Raw genomic sequence first — 18,440 nt, 5'->3', positions numbered from 1 at the left:
GAACCGTCGACCGGTCCGGACGGCAGCGAGCAGACGACCATGAGTGATTTCGACCTCGTTCTCCGGGGCAATATCGTGCTTTCGGATCGCGTCATCGAGAACGGCCACGTGGCGGTGCGCGACGGCAAGGTCGCACTGATTGGCGACGGGACTCCGCCGGGTGCCGACAAGACCGAGGACTTTCGCGGCCAGTGGATCATCCCCGGTGTCATCGACGGACAGGTTCATTCCGGCAGCCAGGCCGGCCAGGAAGGCATTGGCATGGCCTCGCGGGCGGCGGCGGCCGGCGGCATCACCGTGATGGTCGAGATGCCCTATGACGAGCCCGAGCCGGTGACCGGCCGCAGCCAGTTCGAGGCCAAGCGCGCGCGGGTCGAGAGCGAGGCCCAGGTCGATGTCGCGCTTTATGCCACCATCGCCATCGAGAACGGCCTCGGCGCCATTCCCGGACTGATCGAAGCGGGCGCCTGCGCGTTCAAATTCTCGATGTTCGAGGCCAATGCGACGCGCTTTCCGCGCATCGCCGACGACACGCTGTTCGAGGCCTTCCGCCTGATCGCGCCGAGCGGCCTGTTGTGCGGCGTGCACAACCAGGACCAGGCGATGACGCAAGCCCGTATCGCGCGCGCCATAGCCGCGGGCGATACCGGCTGGGACGCCTTCGGCCGCGCCCATACCCCATTGATCGAGAACCTTGCGACCGCCCGCATCTACGAACTCGGCGCGGAGACCGGCGCGCGCGCCCATGCCGTGCACGTCTCGACCTCGCGCGGTTTCGAGATCTGCAACATGTACCGGCAGGCCGGTCACCAGGCGACGATCGAAACCTGCGTGCAATATCTGATGCTCAACGAGGAAGAGCATGTCCGCCGCTTCGGCGCGCGGGCGAAACATTATCCGCCGATCCGGCCCAAGGCCGAGATGGACCGGCTGTGGACCCATATCGCGCGCGGCGAATGCGATTTCGTCTCATCGGACCATGTCTCCTGGGGCCTGGAAAAGAAGGGCAATCCCAATGTCTTCGCCAATGTTTCGGGCGGACCGGGCCTGGAGACCCTGCTGCCGGCGCTGTGGACCGGCTGCGCCGAGCGCGGCATCGCGCCGACCATGGCAGTGAAGCTCCTGTGCGAGGGTCCGGCGCGGGCCTTCCAGCTCGCCGACAAGGGGCGGCTTGCGCCCGGCGCCGATGCCGACGTCGTCGTGCTCGAACCCGGAGCCTTCCCGTTCGACCCGTCGAAAAGCCTGTCGGCGGTGCAGTGGAGCTCGTTCGAGGGCCGGGTCTTCTCGGTGCGGGTGGCGGCAACCTATCTACGCGGCGCGCTCGCCTGGGACGGCACCCGGATCCGCAACCAGGCCGGCGACGGCCGTTTCGTCCCGCCCGCGTCAGCAGGATCACGCCGCCATGCCCATTGACCGCGACAGGTTGTGGCGCCGGATCGAGGCGCTGGCCGGGATCACCGATCCCGACCGGCCCTGGACGCGCCGGTCGTTCAGCCCGCGCTTTATCGAAGGACGGGCCTGGCTCGCAGCGGAATTTAGGGCGAGCGGCCTTGCGACCTCGATCGATGCCGGCGGCAATCTCGTCGGCGAATGGGCCGGCACGGATCCGGCGCTGCCGCCGATCGTCGTCGGCTCGCATTCCGACACGGTGCCGGCGGGCGGCCGTTTCGACGGCATCCTCGGCGTGATCGCCGGCCTGGAAGTCGCGCAAGGCCTCGCCGAACGCGGCGAGCGGCTGCGCCATCCGCTCAAGGTCTATGACTTCCTGGCGGAGGAGCCGAGCGAGTTCGGGCTCTCCTGCATCGGCAGCCGCGCCTATGCCGGCAAGCTCACGCCGGACATGCTGGCACTGAAGCGCGCCGACGGGGTGACCCTGCGCGAAGCCATGCTCGCTGTCGGCGGCCGCCCGGACGAACTCGGCAGCCGCGCCGCGGCGGCACCTGTTGCAGCCTATGTCGAATTGCACATCGAGCAGGGCCGCATCCTGGAGAGCGCCGGCTGCGATATCGGTGTCGTCACCGATATCGTCGGCATTCGCCGCGAGCGCATCACCGTCACCGGCCGCGCCGATCATTCCGGCACCACCCCGATGGCCTATCGGGCGGACGCGCTGGTCGGCGCGGCCGCGATCATCGAGGCGGTGCATGCCAAGGCCCTGGCCTTGCAGGCGGCAGCCCGGCCGGTGATCGGCACGATCGGCCATCTCGTCGTCGTGCCCAACGCAGCCAATGCGGTGCCCGGCGAAGTGGCCCTGTCGCTGGAGGTTCGCTCCGCCGACGAGGATGCCATCGACCGTTTCGGCGCCGAGCTCTTGGAGACCACGCGGGAGCGCACCGAAGCGCTCCGCCTGACGGTCCGGCGCGAGCTCGTCTCGCATGTCGCGCCAACCGCCTGCGCCGCCCTGATCCAGCAGGCGGCGGCCGATGCGGCGCGGCTCGCCGGTTATTCCAGCCAGCCGATCGCCAGCGGCGCCGGCCATGACGGCGTCTTCGTCGCCGCCACCGGGCCGATCGGCATGATCTTCATTCCCTGTCGCGATGGCCGCAGCCACACCCCCGAGGAATGGACCGAGCCGGCCCAGGCCGAAGCCGGCGCCCGCGTGCTCGCCGAGACCGTGCGTCTGCTCGACCACAGGCTCGCCGCTCCGGGACCCATCTCACCCGCCCTTTGACCAGGACCATTTTGCATGCCTCGCATCGTCACCATCGCCGCCGCCCAGCTCGGCCCCATCCAGAAGGCCGAGAGCCGCGCCGATGTCGTCGGCCGGATGATCGCGCTGATGGACGAGGCGCATGCCAGGGGCGCGAATTTCATCGTCTACCCGGAACTGGCGCTGACCACCTTCTTCCCGCGCTGGTACCATGAGGACCGCGCCGAGGCCGACAGCTGGTTCGAGGCCTCCATGCCGAATGCGGCGACCGCGCCGCTGTTCGACAAGGCCAGGGCGCTCGGCATGGCAATGAGCTTCGGTTATGCCGAGCTGACGCCGGAGGGCCGGCACTTCAACACCTCGATCCTGGTCGACCGTTCCGGCAAGATCGCCGGCAAGTACCGCAAGGTCCATTTGCCTGGACATGTCGACTATGACGACACCCGCTCGCACCAGCATCTCGAGAAGCGCTATTTCGAGCCGGGCGATCTCGGCTGGCCGGTGTGGAATTTCGAGGGCGGCCTGGTCGGCATGGCGATCTGCAACGACCGCCGCTGGCCGGAGACCTACCGCGTCATGGGCCTGCAGGGCGTCGAGATGGTGGTGCTCGGCTTCAATACGCCCTCGGTCAATTCACAGCGCAGCGACGAAGGCCTGGAAGACCGGCTGTTCCACCACCGCCTGTCGGTCCAGGCCGGCGCCTATCAGAACTCGACCTTCGTGGTCGCGGTGGCCAAGGCCGGCACCGAAGACGGCCATCACCTGACCGGCGGCACGCTGGTGGTCGATCCCAACGGCAAGATCCTCGGCGAGCTCGACCACGAGCACGACGGTGTGCTGGTGGTGGCCTGCGACCTCGACGACACCCGGTTCGGCAAGGAGACGATCTTCGACTTCGCGCGCCACCGCCGGGTCGAACATTACGGCCTGATCACCGAGCGCACCGGCGCGGGCGAGCCGCTCGGCCGCTGAGCCGACCGCCGCCCGCCTCTTCCGCGCCTCACGCGCGGAGCAGCACCTTGCCCTTGCGGCCGGGCTTGGCATTGGCGGCCGCGGCCTTTGCCGCATCGGCGAGGTCGAACACCGCCTCGACCGGCAGCTTCAAGGCACCGGTCGCGGCCAGGCGCAGCAATTCGCCGATCATCCGCATCTTGTCGGCCGGCGACAGCGCGGCGCCGATCTTGCTGGCCCAGAAACCCTTGACCGTCGCCTGCTTGAAGATGACGTCGCCGGAGCCGATCTGCATGGGCTCGCCGGTCATCGAGCCGAAAGAAACGAGCACGCCGCCCTCGCCGAGCAGCGCCATGAGATCGCCGCTGGCCTTGCCACCGATGGAATCGACCGCCCGGCCGATCGAGGTCTCGCCGACAATGGCGCGCACCTGATCCTGCCAGCCCGCCGCCGCGGTGGACACCGCATTGGCGATGCCGAGTTCGGCCATTTCGGCGACCCCGGCGTCACGGCGCACCAGGTTGATCGTGTTGATGCCGCGCGCCTTGGCCAGCATGGCCAGGGTCTTGCCGACCGCACCATTGGCGGTGTTCTGGATCAGCCACTGGCCCGTTTCGAGCTGCAGGAAGTCGAGCAGCATGACCGCGCTCATCGGCATGGCGATCAGCTGGGCGCCGGTCTGGTCGTCGATGGCGTCGGGCAGCGGTACGACGACCTTGGCCGGGGCGACGAAATATTCGGCCCAGGTCCCATTGACCCCCGCGACCACCACACGCTGGCCGACCTTGACGGTGTCGACCCCTTCGCCCAGCGCGTCGACCACACCGGCGGCTTCCGTGCCGCCAATGGCCGGTAGTTTCGGCTTGTAGCCATAGCTGCCCAGCACGGTCCAAAGGTCGTGATTATGGATCGAGGCGAAGCTCGTCTTGACCCGGATCTGGCCCGCGGCCGGCTGCGGTACCGGCCGGTCGGCCAGGACCAGGACCTCGGTCGGGTCGCCGAAGGTGGAGTGAATGACGCTGCGCATGATTTTTTTCCTCCTGAAAGACCAAATGTTCTGATCACAGTGACGCGCCCCTCCATGGAGGAGTGGAGCTCATGGGATGCTTCGGCGCTCTCCCTTGCGGCCATGCCCCGTCACGGCGGCGGCGTGGCCGATGCCATCATGACAGCACTTCCCGTCCCGGCCGGGGCGGCGCCGAGCAAACGCCGGATCGAAGCCAGCGCCTGATCGAGCGCGCTCCGGTCGTCGCGCAGCCGGTTCAGCATCGCCGCGCCGAGGCCGATGTGATGCAGCATCTGCGCCGTCTCGCGCGGCGGCAAGCCGGCCGGCAGCGAACCGTCGACGAGGCCCTGGCCAAGCACATCGGCGAGCCAGCCGATCCGGCGGTCGATAGCGGCCGCCAGGATGCCACGCATGGCTTCGGAGACATCGGCAACCTCGGCCGCCAGCTTGACCATGAGGCAGCGGTCGGCCCAGCAGCGGCCGTCCACCTCGCCGAGCCAGGCCTGGGCATAGGCAAGCGCACGGTCGCGGCCGGTCCGCCCGTCGGGGGCGAAGGCCAGCGTAATGCCTCGCTCGGTCTGCGCCACATAACGCTCGAACAGCGCGCAGCCGAACTGCTCCTTGGACCGGAAGTAGTGATAGAATGAGCCCTTAGGGACATTCGCCGCGCCGAGGATCTCGTTCAGCCCGGTTCCTGCGAAGCCCTTCCGCAGGATGATCGATTGCCCACAGTCGAGGATGTGGTTGCGGGCGTCTTCGAAGCGTTCGGCCATGGGTTTGTCTAGCGTCAAATTAGACCGGTCGTCTAGTGCCTGTCGCGCGGAGCCGTCCGATATCGGGTTGGACGTGCATCGGCGGCCCGGCGCGCCGGCCCTCCCTGGCTTCGCCGGACAAGGAGTGACGGCGCGCCGGTTCGGGGCGGCGGGTGAATCGGTTAGCTGCGCAGCGGCCGGAAGAATTCCCTGAGATCGCCGGCGAGTGCCTTGGGCTGTGCCATTGGCGCGAAATGCCCGCCGCGCTCTATCACGGTCCAATGGCCGGCATCCCCGACGGCGCGCGCCACCGCCGGCTGCGGCCGCGCATTCTCCTTGGCCGGCCTGGCCTCGCCGGCGGCGCCAGGCACCGGCGCCCCGTGATGGTGGGTGTAATGGGGCCAGAACGACGCCTTGATCGCACCGGTGAACCAGTAGAGCGAAATATTGGCCAGGAGGTCGTCAGGCGTGACGGCCGCCTCGCCGTCCGGCAAGGCGGGGCATGCCCCGGCGATCCCCGCCGCGGGGTCTGTCGCGGGGTCTGCCGGTTCGAAGCCCGGCCCGCCAACCGAGGTTGGCGGCGGCGGCACCCGGACAAAGGCATAGGCCCGACCCTGGCTCTGCCATTCGCCGGTCTCGGCAAGACAGGTCTTCTGCTCCACCGGTGGTGTGCCGGACGGCCGCGCGCCGGCCAGCCCCGACAGCAGGCTCAGGTGCATGGCGACGCGCGGGTCCGGCTGGACATGGCCGAGCCGCGCGGTGACCGCGGCGCCCCAGCCGACGCCATGGGCGGCGAAACCTTGATAGCCCAGGACCTCGGTCATCAGGCGCATCAACAGCCCGGCGGTTTCATTGGCCGAGAAACATGGCTGGCCCGGCGCGTAGGACAGGCCGTAGCCGGGCAGTGACGGCGCGATCACCGTGAAGGCATCGGCGGGGTCGCCACCGAAGCGAGCCGGATCGGTCAGCCGCGGGATCAGGCCGAGGAATTCGAAGACCGAGCCTGGCCAGCCATGGCAGAGGATCAGCGGTGTCGGATCCGGCCCCCGGCCCGGGACGTGCAGGTAATGCAAGTCGACGCCGCCGATCGGCACCTTGAATTGCGGGAAAGCGTTGAGCCGTGCCTCGGCGCTGCGCCAGTCGAAATCATCGCGCCAGTAAGCGACCAGGCGCCCCAGCCCATCGGCATCCCCGTCATCGAAACGATCGGGCTGTCGATCAGGCCAGCGTGTGCGCGCCAGGCGCTCCTTCAAATCCTCGACCGCCCGATCGGAAATGCGCAGGGTGAAGGTTGCCGGTGTGATGCTCATCAAAGGCCCCGAAGTCGATGTTGATGGTCGAGGCGCCAGACGCTAAAACCTCAAGCAAAGTTGAGGTCAAGCGCCCATGGGCAGGATCGATCCCGGCGACTACGGCAAGGGCCTGACGGTCGGCGAACTGGCGGCACGCAGTGGCGTGGCGGTCTCGACCATCCATTTCTATGAAGCCAAGGGGCTGATCCGGAGCTGGCGCAACAGCGGCAACCAGCGCCGCTTTCCGCGCGAGGTGCTGCGCCGGGTCGCGGTCATCAAGGTGGCCCAGCGCACCGGCATTCCGCTCGCCGAGATCAAGCAGGCGCTCGGCGCCCTGCCCGCCGGCCGCACGCCCACCACCGAAGACTGGAGCCTGCTCTCGGCACGCTGGAGGGCCGATCTGGACGCGCGGATCGAGCGACTGACGCGGCTGCGCGACCGGCTCGACGACTGCATCGGCTGCGGTTGCCTGTCGATCAAGACCTGCCCCTTGCGCAATCCGCTGGATGAGTTGTCGGCGGCCGGTCCCGGACCGCGCCTGCTCGACCCGGGCTGAGTGGTATCCCAGACGCTTCGGCCGCGACCGAAACATCGGCGCTCCGCCCCATGCGAAAACGCCGTGGTCAGCTCCATCCACCGAGGCAAGCCATGACCATCACCGTTTTCATCCGCTACCAGATCGACCCGTTCAAGCGCGAAGCCTTCGAGGCCTATGCCAAGAACTGGCTCAGCATCATCCCGAAATGCGGCGGCAATCTCCTGGGCTACTGGATGCCGCACGAGGGCACCAACAACATCGCCTTCGGCCTGATCTCGTTCGACAGCCTGGCGGCCTATGAGGCCTATCGGGCGCGCATCCGGGCCGATGACGAAGGCCGCGCCAATTTCCGCATGGCCGAGGAAGAGCGCTTCATCCTGGGCGAAGAGCGGACTTTCCTGCGCATGGTGGCGTGACGGACCCGCCGGCGCTAGGCCGCATATCGCTTGGCGCCGGCGACGCAGAACACCACGGCCACCGTCACCGCCACCATTGGCCAACTGACCGGCTCGCCGAGCAGCGTCGCTGCGATGGCGAGGCCGAAGAAGGGCTGCAGCAATTGCAACTGGCCGACGGCCGCGATGCCACCCTGGGCAAGGCCGCGATACCAGAAGACGAAGCCGATGAGCATCGAGAACAGCGAGACGTAACCGAGGCTGATCCAGGCCGCGGGGGTGATGCCGGCCCATGTCGCGGGCCAGGCGTAGAGCGCCACCGGCGCCATGACCGGGATCGACAGGACCAGAGCCCAACAGATGACCTGCCAGCCGCCGAGCCGACGCGACAAGACGGCGCCTTCGGCATAAGCGAGCCCGCAGACGATGACGGCGGCAAGCATCATGAGATCGCCGAGGGGCGCCAAGGCGAACCCCTGGGCGAGGGCAAAACCCGCGACCGCCAGGCTGCCGAGACCTGAAAAGACCCAGAAGACGGCACCGGGCTTTTCGCCGCCGCGCAAGACCCCGAACAACGCGGTCGCCAGCGGCAGCAGCCCGATGAACACGATGGAATGGGCCGAAGTGACATGGGTCAGCGCCAGCGCGGTCAACAGGGGAAAGCCGACGACGACGCCGAGCGCCACCACGGCGAGCGAGGCGAGGTCGCGCCGTTCCGGCAGCTTCGTCGCGGTTCCGATCAGAAGCGCCGCCGCCAGCGCGGCCGCAAGGATGGTGCGAGCGCCAGTGAGAAACAAGGGATCGAAGCCACCGACCGCCACACGGGTTGCCGGCAGCGAGCCGCTGAAGATGAGCACGCCCAGAAAGCCGTTGAGCCAACCGCTCAGCGCACCGTTCATCCTGCCGTTTGCCGCCGTGTCCATGCCTGATAGCTCCTCGGATGACGCTTGTGGACCGGTACGGCTTTCCTCTCCAGAGACAGTGCAGTACAATTCGGCCAAACTGTATTGGTGGCTGGAACAGTACGGATGCGGCGCTTCACCCCTGCCCCGGTCGAAGACGGCACCCTGGTCTCGCAGGTCATGCGGACGATCGCCAAGCGCATCGCCAGCCGAACCCTGGAGGCCGGCGCGAAACTGCCGTCGATCCGCGTCAGCGCCGAGGCTCTGGGCGTATCCAAATCGACAGTGGTGGATGCCTATGATCGCCTCGCCGCCGAGGGCCTGATCGAACCGCGACGCGGTTCCGGCTTCTACGTGACCGGCCCCACGGCGCCTTTCTCGCTCGCCGATGCCGGGCCCCGGCTCGACCGTGCGATCGATCCCTTGTGGGTGTCGCGGCAAGCGCTGGAGGCCGGCGACGGGGTCTTGATGCCAGGCTGCGGCTGGCTTCCGGCCTCCTGGATGCCGGAGGCTGGCCTCAGGCGTGCCATGCGCGCCCTGTCGCGCCGTGATCCCGTCAACCTGACCGATTACGGGCCGCCGCTCGGCCTGGCGCCGCTACGCCAGCTGCTGGCGCGCCGCATGGCGGAGCACGGCATCGAGGCCCATCCGAGCCAGATCATGCTGACCGATTCGGGCAGCCAGGCGATCGACCTCGTCTGCCGCCTGCTGATCGAGCCGGGAGACGTCGTGCTGGTCGACGACCCCGGCTATTTCAACTTCCATGCCATGCTGCGGGCCCACCGCGCCAAGGTGGTCGGCGTGCCCTATACGCCCACCGGCCCGGACATCGGCCTGTTCGAGCAGGCGCTGAAGACCCATCGGCCGCGCCTCTACATCACCAATTCCGGGCCGCACAACCCAACCGGCGCCAGCCTGTCCGCGGTGACCGCGCATCGGCTGCTGAAGCTCGCCGAGGCCCATGACCTGACCATTGTCGAGGACGATATCTTCGCCGATTTCGAACATGAGCCGGCGCCCCGGCTTGCCGCCTTCGACGGGTTCGAGCGGGTCGTCCATATCGGCAGTTTTTCCAAGACCCTGTCGGCGGCCGTCCGCTGCGGCTTCGTCGCCGCGCGCCCCGACTGGATCGAGGGCCTGGTCGATCTCAAGGTCGCGACCGCTTTCAGCTCGAGCCCGGTCACGGCCGAACTGGTGCTGGCGCTGTTGACCGACGGCTCCTACCGCAAGCATGTCGAGGCTCTGCGCGACAAGCTGGCGCGGGCGCGCGGCCAGGTGGCGGCCCGCCTTCGGGACTTCGGCCTGACACCCTGGGTCGAGCCGCGCGCCGGCATGCTCCTGTGGATGAGCCTCGCCCCCGGCATCGACGCCGCCGACATCGCGCGGCGCGCGCTTGCCGAAAAGCTGGTGCTGGCGCCCGGCAATGCCTTCAGCCCGAGCCAGAGCGCCAGCGGCTATCTCCGCTTCAACGTGGCGCAATGTCTGGAACCCGCCGTGTTCACCGTACTCGCCGGGATATTCGACAGCTGAAGCCAGACGCCGTTATCGGCTGCTCAATCCACCGTTTCGGTCGCCGGGAAAAGGCCTGGCCAATAGGTTCCATCAGCCGTCGGGCGGCGGCCAAAGATCGCCTGACCGACACGCACGACGCTTGCCCCCTCGGCGATCGCCCATTCGAAATCCCCGGACATTCCCATGGAAAGTTCGTCCAGTGCGACGCCGGCGGGCGCCACATCACGCAGCCGGTCGCGCAGGGCCTTGAGCAGCCGGAAACAGGTGCGCACCCGTGCCTCCTCCGGGGTGAACACCGCAAGCGTCATCAGGCCGCGCACCTTGAGGCAGGAAAAGGTCGGCAGCTCGGCGACGAAACGCTCCACCTCGTCCGGCGGCAGGCCGTATTTGCTCGCCTCGCCCGAGGTATTGACCTGAACGAAGACGTCAAGGCTCCGGCCCTCCACCATCAGCCGCTCGTCCAGCGCGGCGGCGACCTTGAGGCTGTCGAGCGCCTGGAATTCGGACGCGAAGCGCGCGACATATTTTGCCTTGTTGGTCTGCAGGTGGCCGATCACGCTCCAGCTGACCGGCAGATCCGCCAGCGCCTCGGCCTTGAGGCGCGCCTCCTGCACCTTGTTCTCGCCGAATGTGGTGATGCCGGCCGCAACCGCCGACCTGAGCGCCGGGATCGCGACCGTCTTGCTGACCGGCAGCAGCCGGACGTCATCAGGGCGGCGGCCGGCCGCCGCGCAGGCCGCGTCGACGCGCGCCCTGACGGCGGCGAGATTGGCGCGGATCTCGTCGACGGCCATGGCGTCCATGCGGTCGGGGCGCGGAGGAAACATCATGCTTGAACCATTCTGCCGATCGGAGAGCTTTGGCGGGCCCGCGGAGTTTAACCGAAGCATCGGCCGCTCGGACGGCATGGCGGCGCGGCCCTGATTTGCGGTCAGCGAATTGGCCTTGTCCCGATCCGCGAAGCAGTCCTTTCCCAGACGGCCTCGGCAAGCCAGACTGGCCTTGCCCAGGAGACCGATTGCCGCATGCCCTTCAGTGTTGACCTTGCCCGACCGGCCGCGTCGCTGCGAACCGGCCGGGATCGTAATCGCCTTGCCGGCAGGCCGGGCCGGCCGTGCTGAACCGCGAGATCTCCCGGACCACCGCCCTCGTTCTTTTCGCCGTCGTGATCTTCGCCTGGGGTCTCAACTGGCCGGTGACCAAGATCATCGTCGCCGAGGTCACGCCCTTGTGGACGGTGGCGATCCGCACCGGCATCGCCTGCGCCGTGCTGCTCATGCTGCTGTGGTTCAGCGGCCAATTGGCGCTGCCGCGCCCGGGCGACATCCCGGTCATCGTGGCCATCGGCTTCTTCCACATGGTGGCCTTTTCCGCGCTGATGGCGGCCGGCCTCAAATATGTCCCGGCCGGCCGCTCGGTCGTGCTCGGCTACACCACGCCGCTATGGGTGACACCCGGCGCCTGGCTGTTCCTGAAGGAGGACATGCCGCCGAGCCGTCTGATCGGCATCGCGCTCGGCCTCTGCGGCCTCGTCGTCATGTTCAATCCGCTGGCTTTCGACTGGAGCGACCGCCAAGCCCTGATCGGCAACGGCCTGCTGCTCTTGTCGGCGCTCTCCTGGTCGGTCAGCATTCTCTATGTCAGGGCGCATGAGTGGATCTCGACGCCGTTCCAGCTCGGCCTATGGCAAACCCTGCTGGCGACCGTCGTGCTGACCGTCCTGGCGCTCCTTTTCGAGCCGCTGCCCGACATCCGCTGGACCACGCCCCTGGTGTTCGCCTTCGGCTATAACGTGCTGATCGGCACGGTGCTCGGCTTCTGGGCCATGGCGGTGGTCAACCGCAGCGTTCCGGCAACCACCACCTCGCTCGGCATTCTCGGCACGCCGGTCGTCGGCATTGTCGGGTCGGCGCTCTTGCTCGGCGAGACCATCGACCTGCCGCTGATCCTGGCGACCGCGATGATCCTCACCGGGGTGGCGATCGGAACATTCAGCCGGCGATAACCCGTCGGCGCACCCGGCCGTTATGCCGCAGTCGCCCGATCTCGCGAGGCTGGCGCCGGTGTGTAAGATCGCCCGTCCCGACAGGAGCAGCGACCATGGCCCAATCTCCGAGCGATTTTGTCTGGTACGAATTGATGACCACCGATACCGAAGCCGCCGAGGCCTTCTATGCCAAGGTGGTCGGCTGGGGCACCCAGGACGGGTCCAAGCCGGGCATGGCCTATACCCTGTTCACCCAGGGCGAGACCCAGGTCAGCGGCATGATGGAGCTGCCGGCAGAGGCCCGGACCATGGGCGTGCCGCCGCACTGGCTCGGTTATGTCGCGGTCGACGACGTCGATGCCGCAACCGAACAGGTCAAGCGCCTCGGCGGCGCCGTCCATGTTCCGCCGCAGGATATCCCCGACATCGGCCGCTTCTCCGTGGTCGCCGACCCGCAGACGGCGGCGCTCGCCTTGTTCAAGTCGGCCAACCCCGCCCCGATTCCGCCGGTCGCGCCGGGCACGCCCGGCCATATCGGCTGGCACGAGCTCTATGCCGTCGACTGGGAGAAGGAACTTGTCTTCTATGGCGACATGTTCGGCTGGCAGAAGGCCGAGGCGGTCGATATGGGGCCGATGGGGACCTACCAGCTGTTCGGCGCGGGCGGACCGCCGATCGGCGGCATGTTCAACAAGCCGGCGGAGGTTCCCGTGCCGTTCTGGCTCTATTATTTCAATGTCGCTGACATCGATGCCGCGACCGAGCGCCTGAAGACCGCCGGCGGCCAGGTTCTGAACGGGCCCATGGAGGTGCCGGGCGGCGACTGGATCGTCCAGGCGCTCGACCCGCAAGGCGCCATGTTCGCGCTTGCCGGCAAGCGAAGCTGAACGCTCCCAATGGCGCCCGCGTACCGGACACGCGGGCGCCGATATTCCGGTGCACGGCCCAGCGTTTCAGCCGCGCGCTTCTGATCCCTTAGAGGTCACGGCACGCCCGGCAGGAACCAGACGGCCTGCGGCTCGCGGGTTTCCGTAGGGCCAGGCTGCTCCACGAACCTCTCGGCGCGCTGGTCGGCCGGCAATTGCAGGACGGTCGCGCGCTGTCCCTCACGCAGCCGCGTGAGCAGCACGATCGTTCCGTCCGCAAACTCCAGCGCATCGTGATGCGCGCGCGGCACATTCTCGTTGATGTGCCTGAAGCGGGCTGCCCTGGCGCTGATCTTCAAGTTGAAGAGGAAGCCGAGAATGTTTTCCCGGACGACTTCCTTCTCGAAAACCAACTCCGTCCCCGGCAGCAGGCACACCGCCACATCAGGCTCACCGCATGAAGCAAAGCCGCGTGTGAGCGACAGGGCGAAGCGGGTCGAGATAAGCTCGTCGCCCACTTTTGCGGGCCGAGAGGCGACATGTTCAAGACTGTAATCGCACATCGATGCTCCTCCCTCTTCCATTGAATAGGCGGAACGATCACCGTCGGCCCAACACGATAAAGATGCAGAGCGGCGAACTTGAGACCAAGCTGCGCCAATGGCCTCGCCCCTGATCGGCGGTTATCTTGAAAGTTGTCTATATTTGGACTATGTCTAGATCAGGACATGGAGACCATCATGCCGGCCAGCGCCTTGTCATCGGCACAACCCACTCCGGCCGGCCCGCAGCGGCTCGACCCGAAACGTTTCGACACGGCCAGCCGCCGGCGCCTGAGCGCGCCGGGCCTGCGCGCCTTTCTTGTCATCAGCGACCTCTGGGGCCTCACCGAGGCGCAGCGCCGGCTGGCGCTCGGCCTGCCGTCGCGCTCGACCTATCACCACTGGGCCAAGGCGGTCAGGGAACATCGCGACATCACGCTGGATGTCGACGTGCTGCTGCGCATTTCCGCGGTGCTCGGCGTGCATCAGGCTCTCGGCGTGCTCTTTGCCGGCGAACACGATCAGGTCGCCTGGCTGCGCGGCCCGCATCAGGCGCTGGTGTTTGGCGGCCGGCCGCCGCTTGACCTGATCACCAGCGGCACCCAGGACGGCATTCTCACCGTGCGGCGCTTCCTCGATGCCGCGCGCGGTGGCTTCTACATGGCGCCGAACAGTATCGACCAGGGCTTCCGGCTCTATCAGGACGGGGACATCGTGTTCTCGTGAGCGACAAGCATGCCGCGGCACCGGCGCCCTGCCATCGCCTGATCCCGTCGCAATTCCCGCCCATCGGCCTGTTCGACACGGTGGCGACACCGGCCGATCTCGCCGCCGTCATGGAACTCGCCGGCTGGACCAATGACCGGCTGGTGGCCGAACGGCTGGTGCGGCTGCCGGAACGGGAATGGGTCTACGGCCGGCCGAATTCCAGCGTGGTGATGGCGTCGTTCCTGCATGTCGCGCCCGGCGGCATGCGCTTCAACGGCCCGGATCTCGGCGCCTGGTATGCCGCGGCCGAACTCGTGACCGCGGTCGTCGAGGTCAGCCATCACCTGCGGCGGGAGGCGGCGGCACGCGGCATCATCGGGACTGGCCGGCGATACCGCGCCTATTCCTCCGGCCTTGCCGGTTCCTATCTCGACATCCGCGGCGAGCAAGCAAGCCGCCCCGGCGCCTATGCCTTGGACAGCTATGCCACATCGCAGATCCTCGGCGAGGATGTGCGCGCAGCCGGCGGCGCGGGCATCATCTATGACAGCCTGCGCCATGCCGGTGGCGTCAATGTCGCCGCTCACCGCCCTCGCAACGTCGTCGACGTGGTCCAGACCGACCATTACGAGATCACCGTGGAGGCCGCCTCGAACCGGATCGAAGCGAAGAAGCTGGCGCTTTGACCTCGCCCTAGGCCGCGCTGCGCAGCACCTTGATCAGGGCGGCGTGTTCTTCGGCGCCATGGCCGGCATCGATCGCCCGGCGGAACAACCCGGCGGCAAAGCGCGGCAGTTCGGCATTGATGCCGGCCTCGCCCGCCTGCTGCACCAGCCGGCCGATATCTTCGCCGGCGGTCTTCAGCGTGCTTTCGGGATTGCCGTAGCGGCCGGTCTCGATGATCCGGCCCATATTGCGCGCATCCTCGCCGAGAATGCCGGAGAGATCGCCGAGCATGCCGCCGAACGAGGCGACTGAGATGCCTTCGGCCTCGCAGATCAGCGCGCCGTGGCAAATCCCGATCCAGCGCCCGGCGAGATAAGACAGCACCGCGGAGAACAGCGCCGCCGCCAGGCCGACCGGCGCGCCGAGATAGGTGAAATTGCCGGCAAGCGTCGTCAAGAGCGCCTCGTGGCGCCGAAACACGGCCTCGTCGCCGGAGGCGAGGATGGTGGTCGCGGCGCCACCGATCTGGCTCGGCCAGGCGAGGATTGCCCCGTCGACATAATCGGCCCCCTGCCCGCGGATCCAGGCCTCGGTGTCGCGCGCCTCCTGTGGCGTGCCGGTGCTGAGTTGAACCACGGTCCGGCCGGCGAGCGCGGCGACGACCTGCGATCCCTCGAGCACACGGCGCGTCGCCGCATAATCGGAGACGCAGATGACGATGACCGGGCTCGCGCCGACCGCTGCCGCAACGCTCGCGGCAAGCCTCGCGCCGTCTTGCACCAGGCCCTCCGCTTTCGCACCCGTGCGGTTCCAGACCGTCACATCGCGTCCGGCCCGAACCATTGCACCGGCCAGCGCCGATCCCATTTCTCCCAAACCGATGATCGTGACTTCGCTCATCTCGAGTGCTCTATCTGTCGTTGCGCCGTGGCCGGCCAGGTCGTCGCCACGCCGTTCAAATCAGACTATTCATAAATTAATTCAAGTACTTACAATTTTGTAGAGACATCTGAGGAGATCGAAAATGGGACGGGCTGCGAAAAAACCCTGGACCAGCCCCTGCGGCCTGTCGGCGGCGCTCGACGTTGTCAGAGGCAAGTGGAAGGCGGTCATCCTGTGGGAGCTGCATGCCGCCCCGCTCCGCTTCGGCGAGCTGAAGCGGCGCATGCCCGGCATCAGCGAGAAGATCTTGTTCGAGCAACTTCGGGAGATGGAGGCCGACGGCGTCATCCGCCGCGAAGCCTTCGACGGACTGCCGCTCAGGGTGGACTATTCGGTGACGCGGGCCGGCGCCCTGCTCAATGAGGCCGTGCATGCGCTGGCCGAATGGGGCACGGCCTATGCGGTTCCGGGCCAGCCGGCGGCCACGGCCGCGGAATAACAAGCCGGCCTTCTCTGGGGCGGTCCCGCGCTCTCAGCCGCCTTGCCCCAGGACTCCCAAGGCCGTACTTGCTCAGCCGCATGGCAGGCGCATGATGGAGCAAGAGGAGCCCTCATGGCGGAGCAACCGACCCAGGTCATCGTTTTCGGCGCAACCGGCAATATCGGCCGGCGGCTGCTTGCATCCGGCCTCCGCCAGGGTCATCAGGTCACCGCCTTCGTCCGCAGCGGGCAGAAGCTGCTGCAACAGTGGCACGGCATGCTGCCGGACGGCCTGCGGATCGTCGAAGGCGACGCGCTCGACCCGAGTGCTGTCGGCGAGGCGATCGAAGGTCATGACGCGGTGGTCAACGCGGCCGGCCATGCCTCGGAGCCGCAATTGCTCGAGCGCATCTGCAGCCTGATCGTCGGCCAGGCCGAGCGGGTGATGCCGGAGCCGCGGCGGGTCTGGCTGTTCGGCGGCGCTGCGGCCCTGGATATTCCGCAGACGCCCTATCTCGGCGCCGACCTGCCCGGCGTTCCGGCGATCTACCAGGTGCACAAACGCAATTGGCAGATGCTGAAGCGGTCGGCGACGGAGTGGTCGCTGATGTGCCCCGGTCCAATGGTGCCGGCATCCGACGACATGCCACAAGCGGGCCTGAGGATATCGACCGAGGTGCTGCCTTATCCGCTCGGCGCCTGGACGCGCTTTGCGCCACGCATTGCCCTGTCGCTGTCGATGAAGGTCCATCTGCCGGAGATCACCGTCACCTATGAAGATGTCGCCGACATCGTCATGGCCCATCTCGCACCGGGCGGCCCGTTCGCACGAAAGCGTGTAGGGGTGGCGCTGCCCGAGGGCCAGCGCCTGCAAAAGCAGGACTGGCGCCCGGGACGGCAAGGGCCGGAGCAGTGACGCGGGCGGCGCTTCACGTGCCGGTTCCGATCACCGCGCCAACCTGTTGGATTACCCCGATATCTTGCGCCGAAGGTCTTAATCCACCCTGGCTCCGGCGGCCTTGACCACCTCGGCCCAGCGCGGGATTTCGGCGTCGACGCGGGCGCGCAAGACCTCCGGCCCCTTCATGGTCGCGACCGCGCCCATCTGCTCGAAGCGGGCGCGGAAGGCCGGGTCCTGGCCGATCTTGATCAGCTCGGCGGTCAGCCGCCGGGCGATCGGTTCGGGCAGGCCCTTGGGCGCGATCATGCCCGACCAGGAGGTCACGTCGAAATCGGCAATGCCGCTTTCCATCATGGTCGGCACCTCGGGCAGGCCCGGCCAGCGGCGCGCGGTGGAAACCGCCAGCGGCCGGATCTGTCCGCCCTGGATCTGGCCAATGATGGTCGGCAGGTTGTCGAACATCACATCGATACGCCCGGCGATCAGGTCCTGCACCGCCACCGCGCCGGTGCGGTAAGGCACGTGCAGAAGCTCGAGCCCGGCCCGGCGGGCGAAGAACTCGGTGCCGAGATGTGCCGTCGTGCCGATCCCGGGCGTGCCATAGCTGACCTTGCCGGCACCGCGCTGCTTCGCCCAGGCGAGAAACTCCTGCATGTTGCGCACTGGGTTCTGCGCATTGACCACGAAGACGTTGGGGATCTCGTAGATGTCGGCGAGATAGGTGAAATCGGTCAAGGGGTTGAACGGCAGCCTGGCATAGAGCGTCACATGCGCCGACAAGGGCCCGATGGTGGAGACGCCAAAGGTATAACCATCGGCCTCGGCGCGCGCGATGGCGTCGACGCCGACATTGCCGGCGGCGCCCGGCCGGTTCTCGATCACCACCGGCTGGCCGAGGCCAGCGCCAAGCCGCTCGCCGATGACCCGGGCGAGCACGTCGGTCGAACCACCCGGCGGAAACGGCACGATCATGCGCAGCGGTCGATTCGGGAAGGCGTCCTGGGCGGCAGCGCTACGAAGAGCGGGCATGGCAAGCGCGCCGCCGAGGGCGGCGAGCACGGAACGACGGCTCGGCATTCGGGTTTCCTCATCTGCAGTCATTGAGCGGTCTTCTTGGATCGGTGATCAGCCGCTTGAACGCAGCATGGACGAGGCCCGCCGGCTCAGGCAAGCGCCATGGCGTCACGTCAGGCAGCACCGGCGCCGCAGGCTCGGCAATCGGGGCCTCTGCTCCGGGGCATGAGGCGCAAGCAGGTCCGGGATAAGTCCGGCCAAGCTCGCATTGACGACACGGAGCCAGGTCATGGCGCAGCCCGATGCCGCCGGTCGCCCCGCCGAATGCCGGGTCCGCTCGCCTCGGGACTTTCCATCCAACTCACAACCGGTTGCAAATAACAATCAGATAGACTA

General features: G+C 67.6%; 20 protein-coding genes. 12 read left to right on the top strand and 8 right to left on the bottom strand.

Translation table 11 applies throughout. The features are described 5' to 3' along the window. Window positions 1-39: 39 nt before the first annotated feature. The 3 genes from E8M01_RS26445 to E8M01_RS26435 are packed head-to-tail and all read left to right on the top strand — an operon-like array spanning window position 40 to window position 3,622. A complete protein-coding gene (locus tag E8M01_RS26445; protein WP_136962884.1) occupies window positions 40-1,413 on the top strand; it encodes a dihydroorotase in 1,374 nt (457 codons plus the stop codon). Further along, complete coding sequence (locus E8M01_RS26440) at window positions 1,403-2,671, top strand: Zn-dependent hydrolase (RefSeq protein ID WP_136962883.1); 1,269 nt, start codon at window positions 1,403-1,405, stop codon at window positions 2,669-2,671. The genes E8M01_RS26445 and E8M01_RS26440 overlap by 11 nt, the downstream gene beginning before the upstream one ends. A gap of 15 nt (window positions 2,672-2,686) precedes the next feature. Next, complete coding sequence (locus E8M01_RS26435) at window positions 2,687-3,622, top strand: N-carbamoyl-D-amino-acid hydrolase (RefSeq protein ID WP_136962882.1); 936 nt, start codon at window positions 2,687-2,689, stop codon at window positions 3,620-3,622. Between the two features lie 28 nt (window positions 3,623-3,650). On the opposite strand, the gene E8M01_RS26430 is transcribed toward E8M01_RS26435, so the two are convergent. The 3 genes from E8M01_RS26430 to E8M01_RS26420 form a co-directional block, all read right to left on the bottom strand. Then, window positions 3,651-4,628, bottom strand: coding sequence for a zinc-binding dehydrogenase (locus E8M01_RS26430; RefSeq protein ID WP_136962881.1), 978 nt, complete (start codon window positions 4,626-4,628; stop codon window positions 3,651-3,653). Window positions 4,629-4,738: 110 nt separating this feature from the next. Further along, a complete protein-coding gene (locus tag E8M01_RS26425) occupies window positions 4,739-5,380 on the bottom strand; it encodes a TetR/AcrR family transcriptional regulator (protein WP_136962880.1) in 642 nt (213 codons plus the stop codon). 161 nt (window positions 5,381-5,541) lie between these two features. Further along, on the bottom strand, window positions 5,542-6,669 hold the full coding sequence (locus tag E8M01_RS26420; RefSeq protein WP_136962879.1) for an epoxide hydrolase family protein: 1,128 nt from the start codon (window positions 6,667-6,669) through the stop codon (window positions 5,542-5,544). A gap of 76 nt (window positions 6,670-6,745) precedes the next feature. Between E8M01_RS26420 and soxR the strand changes: the two genes are divergently transcribed. Next, on the top strand, window positions 6,746-7,207 hold the full coding sequence (soxR, locus tag E8M01_RS26415; protein ID WP_136962878.1) for a redox-sensitive transcriptional activator SoxR: 462 nt from the start codon (window positions 6,746-6,748) through the stop codon (window positions 7,205-7,207). Window positions 7,208-7,299: 92 nt separating this feature from the next. Continuing rightward, on the top strand, window positions 7,300-7,605 hold the full coding sequence (locus tag E8M01_RS26410; RefSeq protein ID WP_136962877.1) for an NIPSNAP family protein: 306 nt from the start codon (window positions 7,300-7,302) through the stop codon (window positions 7,603-7,605). Window positions 7,606-7,619: 14 nt separating this feature from the next. Here E8M01_RS26410 and E8M01_RS26405 read toward each other — a convergent pair whose 3' ends face one another. Then, entirely contained in the window at window positions 7,620-8,483 is an 864-nt protein-coding gene (locus tag E8M01_RS26405; RefSeq protein WP_136964846.1) for a DMT family transporter, read from the bottom strand. 129 nt (window positions 8,484-8,612) lie between these two features. On the opposite strand from E8M01_RS26405, the gene E8M01_RS26400 reads away from it, so the two are divergent. Further along, on the top strand, window positions 8,613-10,016 hold the full coding sequence (locus E8M01_RS26400; RefSeq protein WP_170182087.1) for an aminotransferase-like domain-containing protein: 1,404 nt from the start codon (window positions 8,613-8,615) through the stop codon (window positions 10,014-10,016). Window positions 10,017-10,039: 23 nt separating this feature from the next. Here the strand turns inward: E8M01_RS26400 and E8M01_RS26395 are convergent, their stop codons facing one another. Then, a complete protein-coding gene (locus tag E8M01_RS26395) occupies window positions 10,040-10,825 on the bottom strand; it encodes a YggS family pyridoxal phosphate-dependent enzyme (protein WP_136964844.1) in 786 nt (261 codons plus the stop codon). Between the two features lie 287 nt (window positions 10,826-11,112). On the opposite strand from E8M01_RS26395, the gene E8M01_RS26390 reads away from it, so the two are divergent. Both E8M01_RS26390 and E8M01_RS26385 read left to right on the top strand, forming a co-directional pair. Continuing rightward, window positions 11,113-12,003 carry a DMT family transporter gene (locus tag E8M01_RS26390; RefSeq protein ID WP_136962876.1) on the top strand — a complete coding sequence of 297 codons (891 nt, stop codon included), beginning with the start codon at window positions 11,113-11,115 and terminating at the stop codon, window positions 12,001-12,003. A gap of 95 nt (window positions 12,004-12,098) precedes the next feature. Continuing rightward, the gene (locus tag E8M01_RS26385; RefSeq protein ID WP_136962875.1) at window positions 12,099-12,872 is read left to right on the top strand and encodes a VOC family protein; all 774 of its coding nucleotides are present in this window, start codon (window positions 12,099-12,101) and stop codon (window positions 12,870-12,872) included. A 95-nt stretch (window positions 12,873-12,967) separates the two neighbouring features. On the opposite strand, the gene E8M01_RS26380 is transcribed toward E8M01_RS26385, so the two are convergent. After that, window positions 12,968-13,414 (bottom strand): hypothetical protein, encoded by a 447-nt coding sequence (locus tag E8M01_RS26380; protein ID WP_136962874.1) that lies wholly within the window; start codon window positions 13,412-13,414, stop codon window positions 12,968-12,970. Between the two features lie 165 nt (window positions 13,415-13,579). On the opposite strand from E8M01_RS26380, the gene E8M01_RS26375 reads away from it, so the two are divergent. Both E8M01_RS26375 and E8M01_RS26370 read left to right on the top strand, forming a co-directional pair. Then, on the top strand, window positions 13,580-14,119 hold the full coding sequence (locus E8M01_RS26375) for an MbcA/ParS/Xre antitoxin family protein (RefSeq protein ID WP_136962873.1): 540 nt from the start codon (window positions 13,580-13,582) through the stop codon (window positions 14,117-14,119). Continuing rightward, on the top strand, window positions 14,116-14,787 hold the full coding sequence (locus E8M01_RS26370) for an RES family NAD+ phosphorylase (protein ID WP_136962872.1): 672 nt from the start codon (window positions 14,116-14,118) through the stop codon (window positions 14,785-14,787). The genes E8M01_RS26375 and E8M01_RS26370 overlap by 4 nt, the downstream gene beginning before the upstream one ends. Before the next feature lie 7 nt (window positions 14,788-14,794). On the opposite strand, the gene E8M01_RS26365 is transcribed toward E8M01_RS26370, so the two are convergent. Continuing rightward, entirely contained in the window at window positions 14,795-15,706 is a 912-nt protein-coding gene (locus tag E8M01_RS26365) for an NAD(P)-dependent oxidoreductase (RefSeq protein ID WP_425467752.1), read from the bottom strand. An 85-nt stretch (window positions 15,707-15,791) separates the two neighbouring features. On the opposite strand from E8M01_RS26365, the gene E8M01_RS26360 reads away from it, so the two are divergent. Both E8M01_RS26360 and E8M01_RS26355 read left to right on the top strand, forming a co-directional pair. Further along, window positions 15,792-16,148 (top strand): winged helix-turn-helix transcriptional regulator, encoded by a 357-nt coding sequence (locus E8M01_RS26360; protein WP_136962870.1) that lies wholly within the window; start codon window positions 15,792-15,794, stop codon window positions 16,146-16,148. Window positions 16,149-16,262: 114 nt separating this feature from the next. After that, the gene (locus E8M01_RS26355) at window positions 16,263-17,045 is read left to right on the top strand and encodes an NAD(P)-dependent oxidoreductase (RefSeq protein ID WP_136962869.1); all 783 of its coding nucleotides are present in this window, start codon (window positions 16,263-16,265) and stop codon (window positions 17,043-17,045) included. Between the two features lie 78 nt (window positions 17,046-17,123). On the opposite strand, the gene E8M01_RS26350 is transcribed toward E8M01_RS26355, so the two are convergent. Continuing rightward, window positions 17,124-18,107 (bottom strand): Bug family tripartite tricarboxylate transporter substrate binding protein, encoded by a 984-nt coding sequence (locus E8M01_RS26350; protein WP_170182086.1) that lies wholly within the window; start codon window positions 18,105-18,107, stop codon window positions 17,124-17,126. Window positions 18,108-18,440: the final 333 nt, after the last annotated feature.

Source organism: Phreatobacter stygius (assembly GCF_005144885.1).
Classification (GTDB): domain Bacteria; phylum Pseudomonadota; class Alphaproteobacteria; order Rhizobiales; family Phreatobacteraceae; genus Phreatobacter; species Phreatobacter stygius.
This window is presented reverse-complemented; position numbering and strand designations above follow the sequence as displayed.